At 66.6% G+C, this 22,396-nt stretch carries 22 protein-coding genes; 8 read left to right on the top strand and 14 right to left on the bottom strand.

All coding sequences use genetic code 11. The features are described from left to right. Nucleotides 1–356 precede the first annotated feature (356 nt). Nucleotides 357–773 carry a group 1 truncated hemoglobin gene (locus ACFULV_RS21840; RefSeq protein WP_378659409.1) on the top strand — a complete coding sequence of 139 codons (417 nt, stop codon included), beginning with the start codon at nucleotides 357–359 and terminating at the stop codon, nucleotides 771–773. A 39-nt stretch (nucleotides 774–812) separates the two neighbouring features. Here ACFULV_RS21840 and ACFULV_RS21835 read toward each other — a convergent pair whose 3' ends face one another. Further along, nucleotides 813–2,459 (bottom strand): acyl-CoA synthetase, encoded by a 1,647-nt coding sequence (locus tag ACFULV_RS21835; RefSeq protein WP_378659385.1) that lies wholly within the window; start codon nucleotides 2,457–2,459, stop codon nucleotides 813–815. A 196-nt stretch (nucleotides 2,460–2,655) separates the two neighbouring features. Here ACFULV_RS21835 and ACFULV_RS21830 point away from each other — a divergent pair, with 196 nt between their 5' ends. Continuing rightward, the gene (locus tag ACFULV_RS21830) at nucleotides 2,656–3,513 is read left to right on the top strand and encodes an oxygenase MpaB family protein (RefSeq protein ID WP_378659383.1); all 858 of its coding nucleotides are present in this window, start codon (nucleotides 2,656–2,658) and stop codon (nucleotides 3,511–3,513) included. Here ACFULV_RS21830 and ACFULV_RS21825 read toward each other — a convergent pair. Continuing rightward, nucleotides 3,462–4,229 (bottom strand): TetR/AcrR family transcriptional regulator, encoded by a 768-nt coding sequence (locus tag ACFULV_RS21825; protein WP_378659380.1) that lies wholly within the window; start codon nucleotides 4,227–4,229, stop codon nucleotides 3,462–3,464. The two genes, ACFULV_RS21830 and ACFULV_RS21825, sit on opposite strands and share 52 nt — an antisense overlap. Nucleotides 4,230–4,275: 46 nt before the next feature. Then, a complete protein-coding gene (locus ACFULV_RS21820) occupies nucleotides 4,276–5,019 on the bottom strand; it encodes an SDR family NAD(P)-dependent oxidoreductase (protein ID WP_378659377.1) in 744 nt (247 codons plus the stop codon). A gap of 803 nt (nucleotides 5,020–5,822) precedes the next feature. Between ACFULV_RS21820 and ACFULV_RS21815 the strand changes: the two genes are divergently transcribed. The 4 genes from ACFULV_RS21815 (at nucleotide 5,823) to ACFULV_RS21800 (ending at nucleotide 8,684) form a co-directional block, all read left to right on the top strand. Continuing rightward, the gene (locus tag ACFULV_RS21815) at nucleotides 5,823–7,064 is read left to right on the top strand and encodes an oxygenase MpaB family protein (RefSeq protein ID WP_378659374.1); all 1,242 of its coding nucleotides are present in this window, start codon (nucleotides 5,823–5,825) and stop codon (nucleotides 7,062–7,064) included. Nucleotides 7,065–7,130: 66 nt separating this feature from the next. Further along, on the top strand, nucleotides 7,131–7,409 hold the full coding sequence (locus tag ACFULV_RS21810) for a hypothetical protein (protein WP_378659371.1): 279 nt from the start codon (nucleotides 7,131–7,133) through the stop codon (nucleotides 7,407–7,409). A gap of 66 nt (nucleotides 7,410–7,475) precedes the next feature. Further along, on the top strand, nucleotides 7,476–7,742 hold the full coding sequence (locus ACFULV_RS21805; protein ID WP_378659369.1) for a hypothetical protein: 267 nt from the start codon (nucleotides 7,476–7,478) through the stop codon (nucleotides 7,740–7,742). A gap of 288 nt (nucleotides 7,743–8,030) precedes the next feature. Then, on the top strand, nucleotides 8,031–8,684 hold the full coding sequence (locus ACFULV_RS21800) for a methyltransferase domain-containing protein (RefSeq protein ID WP_378630888.1): 654 nt from the start codon (nucleotides 8,031–8,033) through the stop codon (nucleotides 8,682–8,684). Nucleotides 8,685–8,787: 103 nt separating this feature from the next. Here ACFULV_RS21800 and ACFULV_RS21795 read toward each other — a convergent pair whose 3' ends face one another. From ACFULV_RS21795 to ACFULV_RS21745, 11 genes are all read right to left on the bottom strand, one after another. Next, nucleotides 8,788–9,771 (bottom strand): alpha/beta hydrolase, encoded by a 984-nt coding sequence (locus ACFULV_RS21795; RefSeq protein ID WP_378659366.1) that lies wholly within the window; start codon nucleotides 9,769–9,771, stop codon nucleotides 8,788–8,790. 201 nt (nucleotides 9,772–9,972) lie between these two features. Further along, a complete protein-coding gene (locus ACFULV_RS21790) occupies nucleotides 9,973–11,007 on the bottom strand; it encodes an alpha/beta fold hydrolase (protein WP_378659363.1) in 1,035 nt (344 codons plus the stop codon). Nucleotides 11,008–11,087: 80 nt separating this feature from the next. After that, the gene (locus tag ACFULV_RS21785) at nucleotides 11,088–12,416 is read right to left on the bottom strand and encodes a lipase family protein (RefSeq protein WP_378659360.1); all 1,329 of its coding nucleotides are present in this window, start codon (nucleotides 12,414–12,416) and stop codon (nucleotides 11,088–11,090) included. Continuing rightward, complete coding sequence (locus tag ACFULV_RS21780; protein ID WP_378630883.1) at nucleotides 12,413–13,372, bottom strand: diiron oxygenase; 960 nt, start codon at nucleotides 13,370–13,372, stop codon at nucleotides 12,413–12,415. The genes ACFULV_RS21785 and ACFULV_RS21780 overlap by 4 nt, the downstream gene beginning before the upstream one ends. Before the next feature lie 84 nt (nucleotides 13,373–13,456). Next, nucleotides 13,457–14,140: a TetR/AcrR family transcriptional regulator gene (locus tag ACFULV_RS21775; RefSeq protein ID WP_378630881.1), complete on the bottom strand. Its 684-nt coding sequence runs from the start codon at nucleotides 14,138–14,140 to the stop codon at nucleotides 13,457–13,459. 171 nt (nucleotides 14,141–14,311) lie between these two features. Beyond that, nucleotides 14,312–16,540 (bottom strand): acyl-CoA dehydrogenase, encoded by a 2,229-nt coding sequence (locus tag ACFULV_RS21770; RefSeq protein ID WP_378659358.1) that lies wholly within the window; start codon nucleotides 16,538–16,540, stop codon nucleotides 14,312–14,314. Between the two features lie 2 nt (nucleotides 16,541–16,542). After that, nucleotides 16,543–17,421, bottom strand: a complete 879-nt coding sequence (locus tag ACFULV_RS21765; RefSeq protein ID WP_378630878.1) for an SDR family oxidoreductase — start codon at nucleotides 17,419–17,421, stop codon at nucleotides 16,543–16,545. Between the two features lie 12 nt (nucleotides 17,422–17,433). Beyond that, nucleotides 17,434–18,306 carry a MaoC/PaaZ C-terminal domain-containing protein gene (locus ACFULV_RS21760; protein WP_378659355.1) on the bottom strand — a complete coding sequence of 291 codons (873 nt, stop codon included), beginning with the start codon at nucleotides 18,304–18,306 and terminating at the stop codon, nucleotides 17,434–17,436. After that, complete coding sequence (locus ACFULV_RS21755) at nucleotides 18,303–18,743, bottom strand: SRPBCC family protein (RefSeq protein ID WP_101462898.1); 441 nt, start codon at nucleotides 18,741–18,743, stop codon at nucleotides 18,303–18,305. The genes ACFULV_RS21760 and ACFULV_RS21755 overlap by 4 nt, the downstream gene beginning before the upstream one ends. A gap of 35 nt (nucleotides 18,744–18,778) precedes the next feature. Next, nucleotides 18,779–19,969, bottom strand: a complete 1,191-nt coding sequence (locus ACFULV_RS21750) for a lipid-transfer protein (RefSeq protein ID WP_378659352.1) — start codon at nucleotides 19,967–19,969, stop codon at nucleotides 18,779–18,781. A 161-nt stretch (nucleotides 19,970–20,130) separates the two neighbouring features. Further along, nucleotides 20,131–20,289, bottom strand: coding sequence for a hypothetical protein (locus ACFULV_RS21745; RefSeq protein ID WP_378630874.1), 159 nt, complete (start codon nucleotides 20,287–20,289; stop codon nucleotides 20,131–20,133). A gap of 427 nt (nucleotides 20,290–20,716) precedes the next feature. On the opposite strand from ACFULV_RS21745, the gene ACFULV_RS21740 reads away from it, so the two are divergent. Then, on the top strand, nucleotides 20,717–21,967 hold the full coding sequence (locus ACFULV_RS21740; protein ID WP_378630872.1) for a sensor histidine kinase: 1,251 nt from the start codon (nucleotides 20,717–20,719) through the stop codon (nucleotides 21,965–21,967). After that, a complete protein-coding gene (locus ACFULV_RS21735; RefSeq protein ID WP_378630871.1) occupies nucleotides 21,967–22,395 on the top strand; it encodes a roadblock/LC7 domain-containing protein in 429 nt (142 codons plus the stop codon). The genes ACFULV_RS21740 and ACFULV_RS21735 overlap by 1 nt, the downstream gene beginning before the upstream one ends. Nucleotide 22,396: the final 1 nt, after the last annotated feature.

The raw sequence follows: 22,396 nt of genomic DNA, 5'->3' as shown, positions 1-22,396 counted from the left end.
AGTCTCCCACGTCCAAGGCGTCAATACAAGGCTATGTTACTGTCTATTCTGCGATTGATGAGCAGGTGTCTGTCGAGAATCAGCCCCCTGGACGCATCCTCCTGGACACCCACGGCCGGTAATCACACACAGATCGGCGTCCGAACTGCAACTTTCCAATTGGCAAGCAGGAAGGGTCACCGTTCGATACCCCCGACCGAACTCCGTCAAGCCCGAAACAGGTAGACCCTCAAAACAGATAAGTTACTGTCAATTCATCGGATTGCCGGATGTCTCCGGCGACTGTCACCGACCACCCCATCAGTGACGTTTGCGAAACGAGGACTCCCACCATGGACGAACCGGATCGACGCAGCATGTCGGCGTCCGGAAGCGATGCCGACACCTCGGAGGAAGGCTTGCCGCCCTACGAGCGGATCGGCGGCCGCCATGCCGTGGAGACGGTCGTCGAAGACCTCTACCGACGCGTCCTCGCCGATGAGCGGTTGTCGCCGTTCTTCGCCGGCACGAACCTCACCCGAATGAAGGGTCGGCAGGTCGAATTCTTCGCCGCACTACTCGGCGGACCGGTGCCGTACGTCGGCGCATCCATGCGAACCGTTCACCGAGGGCGCGGCATCACCCCAGTCCACTTCGCCCTGGTCGCAGGCCATCTCACCGACGCGCTCATCGCAGCCGGGGTCGACCGAGAACTGACAGACCACGTGATCAGCGCGGTCGCACCGCTGGCCGGTGACATCGCCACGTCTCGGGAGTCACCCACCCCGGCGTGACCTCGATACCGCACGCGCAGAAAAGGCCGCGCCCCGATCTCACCGCGGATCGACGCTCTCGAGCTTGCGACGAAGCAGTTTGCCGGTGACATTGCGTGGCAACTCGTCTACGAACACCACATCCCGTGGGACCTTGTGTCGCGCGAGGGCCGCTTTGACGTGATCCTTTAGCTGTTGCGCATCGCACGAAGCACCGGGTGCGGGCACAACGAACGCGCGCAGGCGTTTTCCGAAGTCGCGATCGTCTACCCCCACGACCGCCGCCTCGAGGATGTCCGGTCGTTCTACGAGCAGGTTTTCGACCTCGAGCGGAAAGACGTTCTCCCCACCGGAGATGATCATGTCGTCGTCGCGACCATCGATGAACAGCCTTCCCGCCGCATCGAAATGGCCGACATCGCCACTGGACTGCATTCCGTCGACGATCTCCTTGCCTGTGCCGTCGGTGTAGCCGCTGAAACTCAGTGCGCTGGCCACGAAAATGGTGCCGACCACACCCGGTTCGGTGACCCGGCGGCGGTCGTCATCGTAGATCGCGACCCGGCAGCCCACGGGTGGGCGGCCGACGGTGCCGGGCGCTTCCCGCATATCGCTGGGCGTGGCGACGGCTGCCACCGCGACCTCCGTCGAGGCATACAGGTTGTAGAGCACCTCACCGAACGCCAGCGCCGTACGCCTGCTCAGGTCGGGCGAGATGGCGGATCCGGCCGCGAAGATCACCTTCAGTGAGGAGGTGTCGTATTCGGCCAGCACGGACTCGCCCAGATCGACGATGCGCTGCAACATCGTTGGTACCAGCACCAACGTGCCCGCCCGATGGTGTTCGATATCGGCCAGCGTGCGTCGCGGGTCGAATTTGCGCTGCTGCAAGACGATCGTGCTTCCCAGCGCCCAACCGAGAATCAGCTGCGAGAGACCGGTGCCGTGAAACGCCGGCGCCGCGAGCACGGTCGTACTCGCCTTCGGCAAGGGGATCCGGTCGAGGAACTGCGCCGATTGCAAGGGCGACACTTTGGCCCGCGGCGCACCTTTCGGTGTTCCGGTCGTGCCGCTGGTGAGTACCACAATCCCGCCGGGCCGCTTGGGGCTCACCGGCGGTCGTGTGTGCTGGCCCGCTCGGACATCGTCCAGCGTGGGCTGCCCGTGGTCCGCCCAGCCGTCGTCCATGGTCAGAATCATCGGTAACTTCTTGGGAAGGTCGTCGAAGCGGTGAAGGAACTCGGCGTCGAGCAGGATCGCACCCACGTTTTCGCGTTCGGTCACCGACACCAACTGCGGGCCCGCCATTCCCGTGTTGAGCAGCACGATGCGCGCACCCAGTTTGCCCGCGGCGAGCAGCGACAAGACCATCCCCCGATGATCCCGGCAGAGCGCGGCCAGCACCGTGCCACTCGCGATCCCCCGCGCGACAAGGCCGTTGGCCACCGCGTTCGACCTGCGATCGAGCTCCGCGAATGTCAGCGGCCCCAGCTCGTCGACGATGGCCGTCGCGGCGCCGTTGTGGCGAGCCGCGTGCGCGAACGCGGTGGCCACAGGACCGAGCACGGTCGCATCCCTGGCAGTACGCAGCAGCTCCACCGGATGCCGAAGGTCGATCGCGCCGCTTCTGCGCAGAACCCCGACGGCGGACCAGCCGTCAGCCATCGTTCTGACCAGGGCCGCAGGCATGCTCGGGATCACTGGCATGGACACCTCCGAAGGGGTCGAGTACTCAGGACAAGCGATCGGAATCCCAGCGCCGACAGCCGATGGCGATCGTAGCCGGTGCCGGAATCATTGGTAACTTAATATCGCTGAAATCGCCGAAAAGCATTGTGGAAGACCGGCCTCGGTGAGAACATGAGCGCGTGAATCTCTCACCCTTTCGATTCGGAGGCCGGCCATGACCCGTTCAGCAAGGGCTGGTCGTCTGCGGGATGTCTCCGACGACATCGCGCGCCGGCACCGCTACCTCAACGGTGTCGGCGCGTTGCTGGGCGGCCCGGCGAACGTGATCATGCAGCTGAGCCTGCCGCCGGTGGGGCGCGGCGTAGTGGAAAGTGTTGTCGAATCGGGCAGCTACGCGACGCGGCCGGCCAAGCGCGGTCGAACCACGCTCACCTACCTCGCGGTGGCGATGATCGGAACCGACGAAGATCAGGCGGCCTACCGTGCCGCGGTGGGCACCGCGCACCGGCAGGTGCGCTCGGGACCGCACAGCCCTGTTCGGTACAACGCCTTCGACCCTCAGCTGCAACTGTGGGTGGCCGCCTGCTTGTACCGAGGCGTCCTGGACACGGTGAACCTGCTCTTCGGCGGAATGAACGAGCAGGATGCCGACGAGATGTATTGCGATGCCGCCAGGTTCGGGACAACCCTGCAGATGCCGGCCGAACTGTGGCCGGCCGACCGCGCGGCCTTCGATCGGTACTGGGACTCCATGCTCGGCGATCTGTCCTTCGACGACGAAGTCCGCACGTACTTGCTCAACTACGTTGTCGAATTGGCGGCATGGCGTCGAAGCGTGCGCGTCGCGTTCGGTCGGGCGAATCGCTTCTTCACCACCGGGTTTCTGCCACAGCAGTTCCGCGACGAGTTGGGCCTGCCATGGAGCCCCCGCAGGCAGCGAGTGTTCGAAATCGTGATGCGCACGCTCGGCCGACTGCTCGAGGTGCTGCCGGACACGTGGCGAGCTCAGCCCTTCGAGCGCTACCTGGACGACATGCGTGAGCGTAGATCCCTGGGCAAGAATCTGATCTGAGCGGAGACACGTCGCATCGGGTCCAGATCCTCGGACGCTTCCCGCACCGCCGCGGCGACTTCGTCGACCCCGCCGGTATTCGCACTAGCCCGTTCCGGACAGTCCTGTCCAGAACAGCGCAACGGTGGTGTCGACCGCGCGATCTTGGGAATCGGGCGACCGGCGTCGAACCAGTAGCGGGCCGCCAGGTGGCTGGCGCCGACGAGACCGAACGCGCAAGCCCGGGCACGGTAGGGATCCATCCCCACCGCGTCGAGTTCGGCACCGACCAGTGCCGCACATTCGGCCATCGCCATCCGAACCCGACCCTCGACGCTCGGCTCACTCGGAACCGGCGTGTCGAACACGAGCGTGTATCCCGCACCGTCGTCTTCGTCGACGAAGTCGAAATAGGCCGACACCGTGCGCCGCACCTTGTTCTCGTACCCGGCGGTCGTTCGGAGCGCACCACGCAGGCCATCGACCATGTGGTCCAGATACCGTTGCAGCACAGTGGAATACAGGTCCACTTTGCCCGTGAAGTGGTTGTAGAGCACCGGTTTGCTCACCTGGGCCCTGACGCTGATCTCTTCCATACTGGCGCCGTGGAAACCATGGTCGACGAAGACGTCGCGCGCGGCGCGGATGACGACCTCGCGGCGACGGGCACGGGCTTCGCCGCGATCCGCGCGGGTGAGGATGTGCGCGTTCCTCACTTCGCCGCGTATCGCGGTCATCGAGCCGTACTCGTTCCCACCGGCTCAGCAGGCGATGGGCGGTCGATCATGCTCGCCACAGCCGGTTTCCCGACCGGGAGACAACGATATTGGGGACGACGGCGTTAGCGGACAGACGAGTGATGGCCAGCACCAGTTCAGCGATGTCCCCGGTCGTCAGCATCGCCGCGCGGTCGAGTTCGTCGCGTTTCCACGCGGTCATATCGGTATCGACATAGCCGGGTGAGATAGCTGTCGCACTGACACCGTTCGCGGATTCCTCCAGCGAAATGGTTTCGCAGAGCGACACCAGAGCGGCTTTCGACGCCCCATAGGCGGCCAAGCCCGGTTCCCCCGCGACACCGGTGATCGAGGCCAGCGCAACGATTTTCGCACCTGCGCCGGGGTTGTCCTTCGCCGTCTCGCGCAGCAATGGCAGGCAGTGCTGCACAAGGGTCAGGGGGCCACGAACGTTGATGTCGAACATGCGGTGGTAGCCGGCGGCGCTCATCGTCGCTACCGGACCGGCGGTACCGGTGCCGGCGCAGTGCACCAGGACGTCCAGTCGACCGAACCGGTCGGCGTGCGTGTCGGCGAGGCGCAGCAACTGTTCGGGATCGTTCATGTTCGCGATCACCGTCACTACGTCGACACCGTGGTCGGTGCGCAGCTCTTCAGCAGTACTGTCCAGCACCGCGCCATCGCGGGCAGCGAGCGTGAGGTCGTAGCCGAGTTCGGCCAGACGCCGCGCGACCTCCGCGCCGATCCCGCGCGAACCGCCGGTGATCAGGGCACAACGCCGATGGGTCATCGCTGCGCCGATCCCGTGTCAGCCGACGCCACGATCATCGAGCGGCAACGATCGGCCTGCCGGCCGAACACATCGGCGAGGCGGGCAGCAGCGGGCACCGGTGACAGTCCCCCACCGCGCGTTCTCCGGCTAGGCGGTGGTCGACGTACGTCGACGACGACAGCGGACATCTTTGACTCCTCACACACTGTCGCCGACGGTCGGCGACAGGTTCAATAAGTTAGCCATGATTCTCGCATACACGGGAGACCCACTCAAGATCCGGGATGCGCGGCGCATCGTCGAATCTTTGCCGCTATGTTAGTGCACATTCCTGATAGTTTCCGTCGCAGGCGCCGCGCGTTCGATCGTTGCTCTCTGGCAGATCCCCCACACGGGGACGCAACCCAGAGCACGGTCATGCGTCAGTACATGCCCCTATACAGCACATTCCCCCTCTGAATCAGCCAGCGAAAGCGAGAGTCGATAGCCATCGACCAGAGTCGGCGATCCAGCTCGATAGCGCTCCGTCCAGCTAAGTTACTGCCTATCCCCTCATCGAAGACCTCAACAGGAGATGACCACTGCCGAACCGGCGCATGCCAAGCAACCAGGAAGAGTATGCAGGTCACGGCGCTTATCGACGCTTCGACCCCGCTTCATGCTCCCCGATCCCGAAGGACGTCGGGCGTCAATCCGGATTCCGTGGACACAGTGCCCGCTCCCTGTTAAGTTACTGCCTATTCTAGGCTGATACAGCGAAGCGAATCGAGTGTTCTCGCTGCGGCCTGGGAGTCTGAACGTGCTCAACGAGGAGTAATGTCATGGATAGACTCAATAGGCGTAATGCGCTGAAAGCTGGCGGAGTGCTCGGCGTTGTCGGCACGATCGGATTGGGTGCGATCGCACGGGCAGATCCGTGGACGTGGTCGCCGGAAGGATCGGTGGCCGGATCCGGTTCCGGCGTCGACCCGTTGACGGTATGGGATCCCGAAGCCGACGAACTCGTCGCCGGACTCGTCGACCGAGGCGAAGTCCCCAGGGTCAACGAACTGTTGCGGACCTGGACCAAGAACGGTCAGGCGCTGCCTGACGGCTTGCCCTCGGAGTTGCGCGACTTCATGGAGTACGCCCGCCGACTGCCGCAGTGGACCGACACCGGCAAGTTGGATACCGCGATCGCGTTCAACAAGAAGCGCGGACTGTATCTCGGTGTCCTCTACGGGTTCGCCAGCGGCATGATGAGCACCGTCATCCCGAAAGAGGCGCGCGCGGTCTATTACTCCAAGGGCGGCCACGATCTCAAAGATCGCATCACCAAAACCGCGAAACTCGGTTATGACATCGGTAGCGCCAATGCCTATGCCCCCGATGGGGAAATGATCGTCACCTGCGTCAAAACCCGGCTGGTGCACGCGGCGGTGCGTCACCTGTTGCCGCAGTCCCCGCACTGGGTGCACTCCGCGGAGGAGGACAAGCCGATCAGCCAGAACGACATCATGGTCACCTGGCACAGCCTGCCGACGACCGTGATGAAGCACCTCAATTCCTGGAAAGTGCCGATCCCGGCACACGAATCGGACGCTTTCCTGCACTCCTGGCAGGTCGCCGGGCACCTGCTGGGCGTACGCGACGAATACATCCCCAAGTCATGGCCCGACGCCAATTCCCAAGCGGCGCAGATCCTCGACCCCATCATCGCGCCGACGCCGGAAGGCGCCAAGCTGGCCGATCGGCTCCTCAGCCTGGGCGCCAACATCGATCTGTCGATTCTGAGCAAGCCGGTACTCGGCGCGTTCACTCGATTCCTGCTCGGCGACAAGATCGCCGACGGGCTCTCGATTCCGCGGGAACCGGTCTGGGACCCCCTGCTGCAAGTCGCGTGGGGTCCGTTCATCGCCGTGCGCGAGGGCGCGCTCACCGTGGTCCCGCCGCTCCAGGATCCCTACTGGCTCCTCGACGAATTCCTGCGCAAAGCCGCGCTGATCTATCTGGCGGAACTGCGCTTGCCGATCAGCATCGAACTCCCGACGATGAACCGCGATATGAGCAAGCCACCGCGCTGATCTGCCGGCGAAATTCTGCACCAACCCATTTCCCGGGAGTTCCCACTCCCCAGCAAGGAGCATGAAATGCGCAACACCCTTCGTATCACCGCAGCCTCGGTCGCGGTAGCGGGCCTCGTCGCGGCCGCAGCGGGCACGGCGGTAGCCGAGACCGGCTCATCGGCAGCCGACTCGGGCTCGGCAGCGGCGAACTCGGCCGCGGTACTGGCCGGGCAAGGTGACATCATCGGATTGATCGTCCTGCTCGGCGTCACTCCGTTTCAAATGCTCACCGGTGGCATCTGCGATCTGGCGACATCGATAGGTTCGGCGAGCCCGTGCACGCCGGGAGCCAAGCACTACTGAAAGGCTCTTGTCTCCGATTGACGCGACGACAGACCCATCGTCATCGCGACGATGAGAGAACCGAAAATGCGAGACAGTTCAGTCGAACGCGCAGCAGCACCGCCGTGGACGCCGAAGCCGGTCTCGGCGTCCGGAATTCGCGAGGTGCTCGACTACTTCGGGAAGTGCCCCTCGTGCGGCTATCCGGCGCGGGCCAGCACGCACACCGTCTATTGCAGCGACGGATCGACCACCGCGATGGTGACCGGCATGTGCGAGTCACCCTGCGGTTGGACCGGGCCGGTCGAGCTGACCAGGATGACCGATCGCCGCCGGTTCTGTCAGCCGGATTGACGACATCACCATGATGGCGCAGACAGAGGTCCGGCGCATCGGGCGCGAGCATCGCACCGGGTGCGCCGAACCTGCTACCTCTCAGCCCCCTCTGACCTCTCTGGCCACGGCCACACCGCAGACCCTCCGCTGACGCCGGCCGAGGCGCGCAGACGATGTTGCCCGATGTCGTGGCACCGCAATGTAGTCGGACTACGCTGACCGCCATTGCCGCCCATCGATGCATTGAGGGGATCAAGCGTGACCAGCAGTGAATTCGCGTACACCGGGTGCGACAACCTGGAGGCGATGACCGAAGCGGTCAATTACAACAAATTTCTGATCGACTGCGTAGATAAACATGTCACGTCGCCGGACCTGCGCATACTGGACTTCGGTGCCGGTCGGGGCACCTACGCCGATATGCTGGCCGAGCGGCAGATCATCCCGGATTGTCTGGAACCCGACGCCGAGCTGCAGAAACTGCTGCTGTCGAAAGGCTACAAGGTCGTCGACTGCGAGGCCGAGCCATCCGAAGCCGAAATGTACGGTTTGATCTATTCTTTCAACGTTTTCGAGCACATCAAGAACGACCAGGAAGCGTCCGAACACCTGACCTCGCTGTTGCGGCCCGGCGGGACGCTGGTGATCTATGTGCCCGCGCTCGAGATGCTGTTCACCTCGATGGACACCAAAGTCGGGCACTACCGGCGTTATCGCCGAACTCAGCTCAACCGCATTCTCCGTAACGCGGGTCTGGAGATCGTGGAGTCGCGCTACTGCGACCCGATCGGCTTCTTCGCCACCCTGGCCTACAAGTTCGCCGGCAGCGACGACGGCACGATCAACACACGAGCGCTGAAGCTCTACGACCGCGTGGTGTTCCCGCTCAGCAAGCTCCTGCAGGCCGTCACCGGCAAACTGTTCGGCAAGAATGTGCTGGTAGTGGCCACGAAGGCCTGATACCCCGGGCGGCAACGGATCCCGATGACCTGTTCGATGGGCATCGGGATCCGTCGCCGCGCTGGGCTATGGACAGTTCGCGAGGCTCGGTGAGGCCGTCGGCTCAGTTGGTCCGGCTACCCACCGACTGCGCCAGGAACGGCCACGACGAGCGCAGGTCGTCCTCCCAGTATCCCCAGGAGTGTGTGCCGACAGCCCGCTCGTCCAGCGTCACCGCAATGTTCAACTCGCGCAGCCGGTTCGCGAGGTTGATGGTGCAGAAGTGCACCGCTGCTTCGATGGGACCACCGAAGGCGATCTGGACCGGGAGCGGAATCCTGCCGTCCTGGACACGCGCGTCGGCCGGTGTGTCGTGGGGTGCGCCGGGGATCCCGGTACCGGTACTCAGATAGACCTCGGTGCCGCGCAGCCCTTCCGCGTTGACGAGCGGATCATTGGCTCGCCACAAGGGGCCGTTCCGTGGACCCCACATGTTCTCGATGCTCTGCCCGCCACCCCAGTTCTCGACCGTGATCCGGACGAATTCCTGGCCGATGGGGTCCGAGGTCTGCGCGCAACCGCTGTAGGAGGCGACGCTGTTCCAGAAGCCGGGCTTGGCGATCGCCAGGTTCAGCACCGAGGTACCGCTCATCGACACGCCGACTATGGTGCGGTTGCCGTCGGCCCGGAGGTATCCCTCGATCACCGACGGCAACTCCTCGTTGAGGAACGTCTGCCATTTGTTGCGGCCGAGCACCGCGTCGTCGCGCACCCAGTCGGTGTAGTAGGAGCTGGCGCCGCCGACCGGGGTCACGACGTTGACGTCCTTGTCGCGCAGGAAATCCACGGCGTCGGTCTGCGCGTCCCAGCCGCTCTGATTCGGGCCGCCTTGGGAACCGTTGAGCAGATACATCGTCGGCCGCGGGTTCTCGGTATCGGCGGCCCGGATCACCTGCACCGGGATCGGCTTGTCCATCGCGGGCGAGAAGACGGTCACCAGCTGGCGTCTGCTGTCGATATCGACTGTCGAGACCACCCCGGCCGTCTTGGGTCGGGCGACGGCGACGCTCGCAGGCAGCACCAGCGCGGCCGAGGCCAGCGCGCTCACCAGCGCAGCATTTACCGCGGCCGTACGGATCGATCGACGTGTTCTTCTCACTAGCGCGAACCTCTCGTCTACCGGATGCACTGATCGAATCAGTGCGGGTCACCCCACGGCGGACGTGAGGCATGAAGAGAGGTTCGGACTGCACCTGCCCGCGGTTTGGTGGAGCGGCCGAAATTCCGCGGGCACAGATGTGTGCGCGGATCAGCGGCTGAGGAACTCCTCGATCGCGGGCCAGGTGGTGTCGGCGGCGGAAACCAGTCCGAGGTGTCCGCCGCTCACCTCCACGAACTCCACCTCGGCGGCGTTGGGCAGGACATCGAGGCCGCGGCGCACCGAGGTGGCGGGCACCACCACATCGCTGGGGCTGCCCGCCAGCAAGACCCGGCAGGTGACCTTCGACAGTTCGATCACCAGATCCGATCGCAGTCGGATCGACCCGCCGGCGAGTTCGTTGCGCAGCACCAGGCTGCGGTAGATCTGCCAGTACGAGCGGCCCGGGTAGCCGGGCATGGTGGCCATGAACCGGTCGGTGGCCTCCATCCTGGCCAAGGCTTCGGTGTCGAAGGCGTTGCGGGCCAGGAACATCGGTTTGGCGAGCTCGCGGTCGAAGGCCTGGATCCGGAAGCCGAGCCGCACGAATTCCTGCGGGATGCCGCCCATCACCTTGGTCGCCACGGCCATCTCGCGACCACCGGTGACCTTGGCGAGAAGGCGCAGCGGGATCAGGAACGCGGTGCGGGCCTGGTCGATCGGTGCGGCCAGGCAGGTGATGGAGGCGATCGGCAGGTCGGCGTGGGCGGCCGCGGTCAGCAGCGCGAGCACACCACCCAGCGACCAGCCGATGATGTCGACGCCACGGCCGTCGTGTTCCTCGCTGACCCGCGCGATCGCCTCGGGCAGGATGTCGTCGGTCCAGTCCTCGAGGCCGAGATCGCGGTCGGCGTAACCGAATTCGCCGTAGTCGATGACGTAGGGCTGCCTGCCCCGGTCGAGCAGGAAGCGCACCAGACTCTGCCCCGGCCGCAGGTCGAAGCAGGCGGTGGTCACCGCGAGCGGCGGCACCAGCAGCACCGGATTGCCCGTCGCCCACGTGGTGCGGTCGTAGCGCTTCAGGTGCCGGTGTGCGCCGTCGTACACCGTCGTCGACGGTGCGGGGCGGTAGGACTCGAGTCCGCCGCCGAACGACACCGACCACACATTGCGCGCCGCGCGCGGCAGATCGGCAACGATCCCCATCGGTAAACCCCTTACCTCACCAGTTACTGCCTACCGGCAGACCCACAGTTACTTATCTTACCAGTGAGTAAGTTGTAGCTTCAGGCTGCGTGACGAGCCTTGCTCGCCGTGCGCTGCCTGCCGTGACCGGCGGGCGAGGCCGTGATGGGCCGCCCGAAGAGGACCCGCAGCACGACCCGTGCGAGGGCGCCGAACCCCCGACGGCCCGCGGGCAGCGCGAGCACGCTGCGCACCGTCCGGGTCTGCGACGGTGTCACCGCGACACCCCTGAATCGGTCGTCGAGCCAGTTAAGACTCAGCGGCGTCGACAGCGGCAGCAGCGAGAGGTGCTCGCTCGCCCTGTCGCGCAGGTAGGTCACGTGCGCGCCCTGCTCGCGATAGCGCCGCACCAGCGCGTCGATATCGTCCACCGCGATGATCTGGTCGTGCACGGCTTGCAGCACCAGCAGCGGCACCGCGGGCGCCCGGTCCCCCAGTGTGAGATCGGCGAAGACGGCCAGCATCGCCTCCATGGCGAGCAACTCGGCGATCGGGGTGCCACTGTGCCGGTCGACGTTGTAGCGGGCCAACCGCAGCACCGCGGCGGCGGTGGTCGACTCGGCGGCCTTGTCGAGCACCGCGCGGCCCTCGTCGCTGAAATGGGTGGCGACGAGTTCCTCGAACGCCGGATACACCCGGCGCAGCGCGGCGACGACGAGGGTCGGCAAGCCCGCGTGCAGCCCGCCGTTGAGCCGATGGAAGGTCGAGACCAGATCGCCCACCGGGGAGCCGAGCACGGCGCCGGCGATGTCGAGCTCCGGCGCGTAGGTCGGCGCCATCTCCGCGGCCCAAGCCGTGGCCAGCCCGCCGCCCGAGTACCCCCACAGCCCGACCTGCGCCTGCGGGTCGAGACCGCCGGGCTCGAAGGCCAGTGCCGCGCGGATGCCGTCGAGTGCGCGGTAGCCCGGTTCGCGCGGCGCTCCCCACGCGCCGAGCATGCCTTCGTGATCCGGAATGGAGATCGCCCAACCTCTGGCCAGTGCGTCGGCGAAGCACAGCTGTTCGACGTGCACGAAGGTGCCGACGGCGCGAGAGCCGCGCTGCAACGCGTAGGAGGGAAACGACCGCGGCGAGATGGCGTCGATCGCGCACTGGAACGACAGCAGTGGGGCACCGGGCGCAACACCGCCCATCGGCGTCACCACCGTGGTGACGGACGCCTCGGGCATGCCGTTGAGATCGGTCGTGCGATAGAGCAGCTGCCAGGCCCGCACCTTCATGCCGATCACACCGAACGCGGCGAGCTCGACCGGCCGCGAACGCAGGATCGTGCCCTCGGCAAGGGTCTCGAACCCGGGCCGTGGCGCGAAGAACGGGTCCTTGTCCGGGAGCACGGCCGCCGTGGGCGCGGACCAGCTTTCGGCCCTCATGCGGTCCTGCGCGCGGGCTCGCTGCGGTAGCGCGAGACCGGTCCGTCGATGCCGAGCAGCTGCCACACGCGCTTGGCGACAGGATTCATCAGGCCGATGTCGGTCGCGAGCGCGCGGACATCGGTGAACACATCCCGCTTGATGTGGCGCGAGTGGTCGTTGCGCCAGTACGCGTCTCGTATCACCTCGCCCGGAATCCCGAACTTCTCGGCGAACTCCTTCGGCGGTGTCGCGATCATCGCCAGCATCACCCGCATGATGATCGGGAAGGCCACGGACAGCACGGTTTTCGACACGAAGTTCATCGTGGGCACGTTGATCCGAAGATATTCGTGCGCGAACGAGATGTGCCGGGCCTCCTCGGCCACGTGGATCTCCATCACCCGGTGCACCATCGGATGTGGATCGGTACCGCTGCGCAGCAACGCCTTCTGCAGGTGATCGATCGGCTCCTCGCCACCGAGCACCAGGGCGAAGAAGAATCCGGGGAAGAACTTCACCGCGGGCCAGATGATCAACGTGAGCTTACGATCGACCGAGCCCATGCCGATCACATCGCGGTAGCCGATGCGATTGATCATCTCCTGGAACATCATCGTGTGGTTGCACTCTTCGGCAGCCTCGTGCGTGATGTACCGGAATTCCGGATCACCGTTGGGCACCGACGGCAGGTACTGCATGAGCCCACGGATGAGCAGCTGCTCGAAGTCGATGCCGACCTTCGCGATGCAGGCTTGGCGCCACAATCCCATCGCGATCCGCTTCTCGACAGGCTGGGCTTTGTACCAGGGGTGACGACCGAGCGGGTCCACGTCGGGCAGGATCCAGCGCGGGTCGTCGGAGTGCACGGCGAACTCGGGCGAGTCCCAGTCGATGTCGACATAGGGATCGAAGTGTTTGGTCACCGAGCCTTCGGACAGGCTCTGCAGGACCTCGTGGTAGCTGGACAGCGTCATCGGTGTCTCCTCGGTGCGGTTCCACTACCCAGTTTAGTGGTACCAGCGGTACCACACAAGGGTTGACGCTACTGCGTGTTACATCTAATTTTGCGCCGTCAGTTCGGCGATCGACGTGCGCGGATCGAGCGTGACGCCGACCTCGCGCAGACTGGCGTCGATGATCGCCCAGATGGCGATCTGGAGGTAGGACGACAGTTCCGCGGCGTCCATCGGCTGCATCGACCGGCTCAGCCACCGGTTCACACTGCCGTCGACGAAGCTCACCAGGCCGAACGACATCGGCTCGGCGACCGCCACCGGTGCCGACTGTGCCCGCAGCGCGCTCTCGAACACCTCGCGCACGGTCCCCGCGATGGCGATCTTCGTCCCGGACACGATCGGCGAGTTGTGATCCTTACTGGCGCCGGACCCGGCGCCGAGGAAATAGTGCAGGCGCGGATTGGTCGCGATCCAGCCCACGTAGGCGTCGACAGAACGCGCGATCGCCTCGGTGACGGTGCCCTCGGGGTTCAGGGTGGGGGCAAGTACCGCCATCAGGTCGTCGATGATGCGGGTGCGCAGCTGCTCATCGAGGTCTTGACGGTCTTTGAACAGGCGATACAGCACCGAGCGTGGGACACCGGCCAGATCGGCGATCTCCTGAACGCCGACCGAGGCGCCTTGGGCCTGCACGGCCGCGAGGGCGGCGGCGAGGATGAGTTCGCGGCGGTCGGCGCGGTGACGGTCCCAGCGGCTGGCTCGGCCGTCGGTGCGCTGTGCGGTCACATCATCTCCTTCACCGGGCCCCGTGCGGTGCAGATGCCGGTTCGGCGCTCTGCTGCATACAACGCTGCTGAATACAACGACGAACTGTAGTCCAGCGATTCCACCGATCCGGCCGCGCACGGGCACCGGCGATCGCCCGGGCGTCGGGCGCTTGCCCGACGCCCGGGTCGCTCACCCCTGTGCCGCGGCGTCGCGTGGCAGGCCGAGCATCCGTTCACCGATGACATTGAGCTGGACTTCGGTGGTGCCACCGTAGATGGTGGTGGCACGGCCCGCGATCAGCTGTTCCATCGCGTGGTCGCTGCGCTCACCGGGCACCGACACCACACCGGCGACACCGAGCTCGGCGACGACGTACTCCGAAATCGCCTGTCCCAGCGCCATTCCCAACAGCTTTCCGACACTGGACGTGGTGGACACGTCGATGCCGGACAGCTGCTTGAGCACCACCCGTGAACTGATCACGTCCACCGCTCGGCTCTCGGCCATGAGTTCGCCGAGCCGGTAACGCGCCACCGGCGAGAGATCGCGGCCGATCGCGAAGCGCAGCAGGTCGGTGTCGGTGGCGTAGGCCTCCATCTTCTGGCTCAGCGCCACCCGCTCACCGGCCAGCGTCGTGCGGGCCACGTGCCAGCCGTCGTCGACCCCGCCGACCACGTTCTCGTCGGGAACGAACACGTCATCGAGGAACACCTCGTTGAACAGCGCCGATCCGGTCATCTCCCGCAGCGGGCGCACCGTGATCCCGGGGCTCGACATGTCGAGCACGAAGTAGGTGATGCCTTCGTGCTTGGGCTTGTCGGGGCTGGTGCGCGCGATCAGCATCGCCCAGTCCGAGAACTGCGCGACCGTGGTCCAGATCTTCTGTCCGCTCACCCGCCAGCCACCGTCGACCTTGGTGGCCTTGGTGGTCAGGCTCGCCAGATCCGAACCCGCGCCCGGCTCGCTGAACAGCTGACACCACACCAGCTCGCCGCGCAGTGTCGGCACGACCAGTTCCTGCTTCTGCCGTTCGTCACCGTGCGGAACCAACGCGCCGACCGCCCAGGTACCCATCAGCAACTGCGGCATCTGGATACCGGAGGTCTTGATCTCCTGCGCGATCACCACCTGCTCGAGCGGCGAGGCCGAGCGGCCGTAAGGCCGCGGCAGGTGCGGGAGGTTCCAGCCACCGTCGCCGAGCGCGACGAGCTGGTCGTCCTCGTCGTCGATCGCCGCGATCTCGGCCAGCTCGGCCCGGACCGACGCCCGGATCCGCTCGGCTTCGGCGGGCAGTTCCAGCTCGCTCGACAGCGTCAGCCCCGACAGCGCGTAACCGGCCACCGCCTCGGCCCGTTCGTCACGGGCGCCGAGCAGCCCGCGCAGCGCGAGAGCCCGCCGGTAGTACAGGTGCGCGTCGTGTTCCCAGGTGAAGCCGATACCGCCGTGCACCTGGATGCACTCCTGGGCGACCTGCACCGCGGCATCTGGGATGATCAGCGCCGCGACAGCTGCGGCGTACTCCGCGGTGTCGTCGTCGCGATCGAGAGCGTAGGCAGCGTCCCACAGCACGGCACGCGCCTTCTCCAGCGCGATGCCCATCTGGGCGCACTTGTGTTTGACGCCCTGGAACTGACCGATCGGCCGACCGAACTGCACCCGGGTCTTGGCGTATTCCGACGCGGTCGACACGCACCACGACATCACGCCGACCGCTTCGGCGCCGAGCACCACCGCGGCCACCGAACGCACGCGCGCCGAACTCACCTCGAGCACCCGGTCGAAGGAGACCTCGACCGAATCCGCCTGCAGCCGTGCCGAACCGCGCAGCACATCGATGCTGTCCTGCGCGCCGACGGTCAGTTCGATGTTCTCGAAGACGACCCACCGCTGTTCGCCGGCCACCGTGACGGGCGCGATGACGACATCGGCCGACACTGCCCCCAGCACTCCGTCGGCCGTTCCGCTGACGGTCAACGTGCCGTCGGTGAGCGTGCCGGTCAGGTTCGAGGTCAGGGCCACCGCGCCGGTGCGCGACCCGTCGGCCAGCCCGGCAATCCGAGCCAGGCTCGGATTGCCCTCGGCGCGAATGTCATCCGCGGCGGCCAGCACCGCGGCGGCGAGCACGGTCGGCACGAACGGGCCGGTGTGCAGGCCACGCCCGAGCGGTTCGAGCGCGACAGCCAGCGTCAGCAGACCGGCGCCCTGACCACCGAGATCCTCGGCGATGTGCAGGCTGAGCAGATCCTGGGCGACGAGGCCATCCCAGAACGGCAGGACTTTGCCCGCGTCGGTGGACTCGACCGCGGCCCGGACGACCTCGGCGGTGATGGTCCGCTCGACGAAACCGGCGACCGCGTCGGCGAGGGCCAGGTGGTCCTCGCTGACGCCGACCCCGAGCTCATAACTGTTGCGCGCCATGGCTAGTTGGTCTCTTTCAGCTGGGCGGCCACCTCGTCGATGGTCCACGGTCCGTCGGTCTCGACGGTGCGCACGTCGTGCCAGCCGGCCAGCTCGACGATCGCCCCGCCCTGCACGGCGAACACCTTGCCGGTGATCGCGCAGTCGGCCTCGGCGAGGTGGGCGACCAGCGGGGAGATGTTGGCCGGGGAGAACGCGTCGAACTCACCCTCGGGCACCTCGGCCGCGAACAGCGCGCCCATGCCGGGGGTGGCCAGGGTCAGGCGGGTACGCGCGATCGGGGCGATCGCGTTCACGCGCACGCCGTAGCGTTCGAGTTCGTCGGCGGCGACCAGGGTGAGCGCGGCGATGCCCGCCTTGGCCGCACCATAATTACCCTGACCGGCGTTGGGCATGAACGTGCCCGAGGCCGAGGCGGTGTTGATCACCGAGGCCGATACCGGGGTACCGGCCTTGGACTGCGCCTTCCAGTACGCGGCGGCGTGGTGCAGGGTGGCGGCGTGGCCCTTGAGGTGCACCGCGATGACCGAATCCCACTGTGACTCGTCCATGCCCGCGATGAACGCGTCGCGCAGGATGCCCGCGTTGTTCACCACGATGTCCAAGGTGCCGTACTCGCTGACCGCCTGGTCGACCAGCGCTTTCGCGCCGTCCCAGGTGGCGATGTTGTCGGTGTTGGCGACCGCGGCACCGCCGGCGGCGACGATCTCGTCGACCACCTGCTGGGCCGGGCCCGCGTCGGTGCCGGTGCCGTCGTTGGCGCCGCCGAGGTCATTGACCACGACCTTGGCGCCTTCGCGGGCGAACAGCAGCGCGTGTTCGCGGCCGATGCCGCGACCGGCGCCGGTGATGACCGCGACACGACCGTCGAGTTTTCCCATGAGTCTTGTCTCCTAGTTGATTTCGACGCGACCGTCGGTGATCGCGATCTGGCCCGCGGCTTCGGTTTCGAAGGCGTAGGCCCGCACGCCGGGATCAGCGGATTCGGTGGGCCAGAAGGTGGTGGTGATGTCCTGACCGGGCAGCACCGGCTTGGCGAATCGCACGGCCAGCCTGCGCAGGCGCGCGGTGTCGCCGCCTGCGAGTTCGGTCAGAGCGGCCCACGAGGTGAACGCCATGGTGCACAGACCGTGGTTGATGATGCCGGGAAGCCCTGCCATGCGGGCGATCTCGTCGTCGAGGTGGATCGGCATCGGGTCGCCAGAGGCCGGTGAGTAGCGGAAGGTCTGGTCGTCGTCGATGTGGGCGGTGACCGACGCGGCCGGATCGCCTGCCCGATCCTCGTCGGTGATCCGGTGGGTGGGCGCGAGCTCCCCTTCACCGGGACCGGCGTCGACCTTGCGGAAGAACGCGGTCATCCACTGTTCGTTGACCAGTTCGCCCGCCGCGTCCCGGGTTTCGGCGTAGATGACGACGGTGGAGCCGTTCGGGCGGCCCACGTAGCCGATCGGCTTGGCCCGCACGACCAGTTCGTCACCGGCCCGGATCGGGCGGTGGAACAGGAAGTCCTGCTCACCGTGGACCAGCTTCATCAGCAGCTCCACCGGCGCGACCGACAGCGCGGCGGGCGCCATCGAGGTGAACACCGGCACCACCGCGAACACCGGCGGCGCGATCTCGCCCGACCGGTGCGCGGGGACCGGATCGTTGGTCGCCGCGGCGTATTCCGCGATCCGCTCGGCGGTGACCGAGAACCGCTCTTCGTCGGTCCACTCCCCCAGGGCGGAGCCGTCGAAGACGACTGCGGCCGATTCCGAGGTGGTCATGCGGCCGAACCGACGAGCTCGGTGAACTTGGCCATCGACTCCTTCAGGTCGGCTTCGGCGTGCTTGGCGACGGCCTTGCCGATCGGGCCGACGATCATCGCGCCCTTGAAGCTCGCGTCGAACGCGGCCGAGGAGCCGGTGTCGGTGGCGTCGACCTTCAACGCGAATTCGATGGTGACACCGGCCATGCCGGCGCCGGTGATGCGCAGGAACGAGTTCGGCACCACTTCGGCGACGGTCCACTCGATCTTGTTGGCCATGTTCATCACCGACACGACCTCGGTGAAGCGTGCGCCGGCGGCGAGCTCGGCGGGCAGATCGCCGCGCCAGCCCTGGTGGATGGTCAGCCATTCCTCCCAGTTGGCGAGATCGCTGAGCCGGGCCCAGGCCAGCTCGGGCGCGACGGGAAGTGCGGTGGAAACGGACACAGATGCCATGGGGTTACTCCTGGTGTGATTCGGTAGGGGAAAAGTCAGCGGTTGGCGGGGCGGTAGGCGGTCACCACGACGGCGCCACCGAGACCGATGTTGTGCTGCAGCGCGATTCGCGCGTCGGCGACCTGGCGGACGTCAGCGGTGCCCCGCAGCTGCCAGGTGAGTTCGCTGCACTGGGCCAGACCGGTCGCGCCGAGGGGGTGGCCCTTGGAGATCAGACCGCCCGACGGGTTGACGACCCACTGGCCGCCGTAGGTGGTGGCGTTGTCGTCGACGAGCCGGCCGCCCTCCCCCGGCGCGCACAGGCCCAGCGCCTCATAGGTCAGCAGTTCGTTGGTGGAGAAGCAGTCGTGCAGCTCGATGACATCGACGTCCTCGGGCCCGAAACCGGCCTCGGCGTAGACCGCCTCGGCAGCGGTGCGCGACATCGAGGAGCCGACCAGATCGATCGCGGTCGGGCTGGTGAAAGTCGAGGCGAGGTCGGTGACCATCGACTGCCCGACGATCTCGACCGCGCGGTCGGCCAGGTTGTGCCGGTCGACGAAGTCCTCGCTCGCCAGGATCACCGCGCCGGAACCGTCCGAGGTCGGCGAGCACTGCAGCTTGGTCAGTGGGCCGTAGATCTGCTTGGCCTCGAGGACCTCCTCGAGGCTGTATTCCTTCTGGAACTGCGCGTACGGATTGTTCACCGAGTGCTTGTGGTTCTTGACGCCGATCTTGGCGAATTGCTCGGCCGTGGTGCCGTAGAGCTCCATGTGCTCCTTGCCCGCGGCACCGAACATGTACGGCGCGGGCGGCATCGCGAACTCCTGCAGCTCGGCCAGCGCCAGCAGGTGCTTCATCATCGGCTGCTCACGGTCGTCGTAGGTCGAACCGAGCGAGCCGGGCTGCATCTTCTCGAAACCCAAGGCGAGGGTGCACTCGGCGAGCCCACCGCGCACCGCCTGCGCCGCCAGGTAGAGCGCGGTCGAACCGGTCGAGCAGTTGTTGTTCACGTTGACCACCGGAATACCGGTCAGCCCCAGCTCGTAGACCGCGCGCTGACCCGAGGTGGACTCGCCGTACACATAGCCGACGTAGGCCTGCTGGACCTGGTCGTAGTCGATTCCGGCATCGGCGAGCGCCTTGGTCCCCGCCTCACGGGCCATGTCCGGATAGTCCCACTCTCGCGAACCCGGCTTCTCGAACTTCGTCATGCCGACGCCGACGACGAACACCTTCTGTGTCATGAACGCACTCCCGTGTGCCGTGTGTCCCGAATACCTGAGACACGGTGTCCATGTAATTTAGGTTGGACACCGCGTCCAGGTCAATACCCCGGCGAATACAGCCCGAACACGACAAGGGCCGCACCGAGAACGGTGCGGCCCTGGTGGTCATGCTGCCGAGGTCAGGTCTGTTGACCGAACCGGCGTGGTTTCTTCGCGCCCATGATGTCGGTCCACCACGATTGCAGCGGGCTCGGTTCGGGCCAATGAACGGTCGGGTCTTCTTCCTCGGGGTCGGCGGATGGCACGTCGGACGGGTCGTCGTCGAGATCGCTGGTCATGCAGGTTCTTCCTCGAATCGAACGACGGCGCCGCAGCGGGGAGACGAGAGAAGGAATGAGCCGGAACCCGAGGCCGAGTGCGGCGACGACGCGTTGGTCGCCGCTGGTCCACGGCTGACCTGTATCTGTTCAACCGTACACGGCGCGGATAAACCGCCGGTATCAATTCACCGGCTCTCCACCACAATGCGAGTCACGTTCTGCAGCAACCCGTTTGGTGCACTCGGCGATTCGCACTGCTAACGTGTCCGCATCGCCGAAACGCCGGGCAGCGAGTCCGGTTTCGACCGAACTCACGCGCGCGGTGCCCAATTGTGGTGCGGCGCACACGGTGTGAGGGCAGGCCGCGGCGAGAAGTCTCGTCGGAGAGACCGGCGAGGACCCGGCCACCACGGCTCTTCGGTCGGTACAGACGACAAAGGAACCGATGACTCCGACGCTCGCGGTCTTCTTGTTCTCCATCGCAACACTGGTCCTGCTCGGCGCGGTCGCTGTCGCGCTGCAGGCCCTGCGCAACGAACGTCAGATCCGCGGCCGCCTGGCGGCGGCCGAGCGCGACCTCCACGCCAAGAACACAGCGATGGAGCAGATGGCGCTGGCCCACGCGGAGGAACTCCGGGCGCGCGAACACGAAGCGGTACTCGCCGACCGCGCGGCCGAGGAGCGCGCCGCGGCACAGGTCGAGGCGGCACACGAGGCGACGCGTGCCCAGGTCTCCGCCGACGCCCGCGCCGCCACCAGCAACGCCGTGCGCGCGTTCGGCACCACCGTGGTCAGTCTCGGCGCCGACGTGGGCCAGGTCGTGAGCAACGCGCTGCGGGAGAACCGCAACGACGAGGTCTACGCGACGCTCACCCGGATCGACCACACGGTCCAGCAGATGATCCGCCAGGCCCAGGCCTACGTGATCGTCTCGGGCGGGCTGCCGGGCAGGCGCTGGCCGCAGCAGACCGTCGGTGACGTGGTGGGCGGCGCCACCGGGCGGGTGCGCGACTATCTGCGCGTGCGCACGGGCCACTGCGAACTGGTGGTCATGAGCCGGGCGGTGGAGCCGCTGGTGCACACGGTCGCGACCCTGCTCGACAACGCGCTGCGGTACTCACCGCCGTCGTCGTTCGTCGACATCTCCTACCAGCAGGGCCATCACGGCGTCACCGTGATCATCGATGACGCGGGCGTGCGGATGAGCCACGAGCAGATGGAGGAGGCGCGCCAGGTGCTCTCGGGCGAGCGCGTCGTCGACATCAACGCCCTCGGCCCGTCACCGCGGGTCGGGTTCCCCGGTGTCGCCGCGCTGGCGCGCCGCTACGGCTTCGCCGCCTATGTCGACGGACCCAATATCTACGGCGGCACCAGGGCGATGGTGTTCGTTCCCGCGGCCCTGCTCGTCACGGCCACCGAGGTGCACCGGCCCAAGCATGCCGAGGCGCCGGAACCGGTAGCGCCACCACAACCTGTTTCCGAGATCAGCGCGTCGGCGCCCGAGCTGGACGTGGCCGAGCTCGACCGCACCACCGGCGGGCTGCCCAAACGCACGCGCCGCACCGTGGCCCCGGCCGACGAGCGCGCCGACACCGGCGAGGTGCTCGCGCGTCCCGAGCTCGCGGCGGCCTGGCACAGCGGCTCCAGACACGGCCGCGCCGCGGCCGCACGCTCGACGAAAGGGCACGACAGCTGATGAGTACTCCGATCTCCAACAGCACCAACCGCCTCGCGTGGCTGCTGGACGACCTGGCGCTCGACGGCGTCCGCTTCGCGGTGTTGTTATCCGAGGACGGCCTACGCGTGGCGCACTCGGGCGCCATCTCCACCGACGACGCGGAGCGTTTCGCGGCCGCCGCGTGCGGGCTGCGCTCGCTGGGCAAGGTGCTCGGTGAGTTCTGCGGCGGACTGGCGAACACCGTGCGCCAGAACATGACCGAATACGACGAGGGCATGGTGCTGATCACCGCCGCGGGCGCGGGCACCCTGCTCGGCGTCGCGACCACCGGCGATGTGGACCTCGCGCTCATCGCCCATCGCATGAACGAGCTGGCCGCCAGGGTCGGCCACGAACTCGGCGCGTCGCCGAGGCACCGATCCTCGACTCAGGAGTACTCGCTGTGAC

Origin of the sequence: Nocardia sp. NPDC057272 (assembly GCF_042668615.1) — a bacterium.
In the GTDB taxonomy this organism is placed as follows: domain Bacteria; phylum Actinomycetota; class Actinomycetes; order Mycobacteriales; family Mycobacteriaceae; genus Nocardia.
The sequence above is the reverse complement of the archived record's forward strand: the minus strand, read 5'-3'. Positions and strand labels throughout refer to the sequence as shown.

Excerpts from the sequence above, each read along its gene's own strand:
- ACFULV_RS21840 (WP_378659409.1), top strand. The coding sequence starts at position 357 with ATGTCGGCGTCCGGAAGCGATGCCGACACCTCGGAGGAAGGCTTGCCG.
- ACFULV_RS21835 (WP_378659385.1), bottom strand. The coding sequence starts at position 2,459 with ATGCCAGTGATCCCGAGCATGCCTGCGGCCCTGGTCAGAACGATGGCT.
- ACFULV_RS21830 (WP_378659383.1), top strand. The coding sequence starts at position 2,656 with ATGACCCGTTCAGCAAGGGCTGGTCGTCTGCGGGATGTCTCCGACGAC.
- ACFULV_RS21825 (WP_378659380.1), bottom strand. The coding sequence starts at position 4,229 with ATGACCGCGATACGCGGCGAAGTGAGGAACGCGCACATCCTCACCCGC.
- ACFULV_RS21820 (WP_378659377.1), bottom strand. The coding sequence starts at position 5,019 with ATGACCCATCGGCGTTGTGCCCTGATCACCGGCGGTTCGCGCGGGATC.
- ACFULV_RS21815 (WP_378659374.1), top strand. The coding sequence starts at position 5,823 with ATGGATAGACTCAATAGGCGTAATGCGCTGAAAGCTGGCGGAGTGCTC.
- ACFULV_RS21810 (WP_378659371.1), top strand. The coding sequence starts at position 7,131 with ATGCGCAACACCCTTCGTATCACCGCAGCCTCGGTCGCGGTAGCGGGC.
- ACFULV_RS21805 (WP_378659369.1), top strand. The coding sequence starts at position 7,476 with ATGCGAGACAGTTCAGTCGAACGCGCAGCAGCACCGCCGTGGACGCCG.
- ACFULV_RS21800 (WP_378630888.1), top strand. The coding sequence starts at position 8,031 with ATGACCGAAGCGGTCAATTACAACAAATTTCTGATCGACTGCGTAGAT.
- ACFULV_RS21790 (WP_378659363.1), bottom strand. The coding sequence starts at position 11,007 with ATGGGGATCGTTGCCGATCTGCCGCGCGCGGCGCGCAATGTGTGGTCG.
- ACFULV_RS21785 (WP_378659360.1), bottom strand. The coding sequence starts at position 12,416 with ATGAGGGCCGAAAGCTGGTCCGCGCCCACGGCGGCCGTGCTCCCGGAC.
- ACFULV_RS21780 (WP_378630883.1), bottom strand. The coding sequence starts at position 13,372 with ATGACGCTGTCCAGCTACCACGAGGTCCTGCAGAGCCTGTCCGAAGGC.
- ACFULV_RS21770 (WP_378659358.1), bottom strand. The coding sequence starts at position 16,540 with ATGGCGCGCAACAGTTATGAGCTCGGGGTCGGCGTCAGCGAGGACCAC.
- ACFULV_RS21765 (WP_378630878.1), bottom strand. The coding sequence starts at position 17,421 with ATGGGAAAACTCGACGGTCGTGTCGCGGTCATCACCGGCGCCGGTCGC.
- ACFULV_RS21760 (WP_378659355.1), bottom strand. The coding sequence starts at position 18,306 with ATGACCACCTCGGAATCGGCCGCAGTCGTCTTCGACGGCTCCGCCCTG.
- ACFULV_RS21755 (WP_101462898.1), bottom strand. The coding sequence starts at position 18,743 with ATGGCATCTGTGTCCGTTTCCACCGCACTTCCCGTCGCGCCCGAGCTG.
- ACFULV_RS21750 (WP_378659352.1), bottom strand. The coding sequence starts at position 19,969 with ATGACACAGAAGGTGTTCGTCGTCGGCGTCGGCATGACGAAGTTCGAG.
- ACFULV_RS21745 (WP_378630874.1), bottom strand. The coding sequence starts at position 20,289 with ATGACCAGCGATCTCGACGACGACCCGTCCGACGTGCCATCCGCCGAC.
- ACFULV_RS21740 (WP_378630872.1), top strand. The coding sequence starts at position 20,717 with ATGACTCCGACGCTCGCGGTCTTCTTGTTCTCCATCGCAACACTGGTC.
- ACFULV_RS21735 (WP_378630871.1), top strand. The coding sequence starts at position 21,967 with ATGAGTACTCCGATCTCCAACAGCACCAACCGCCTCGCGTGGCTGCTG.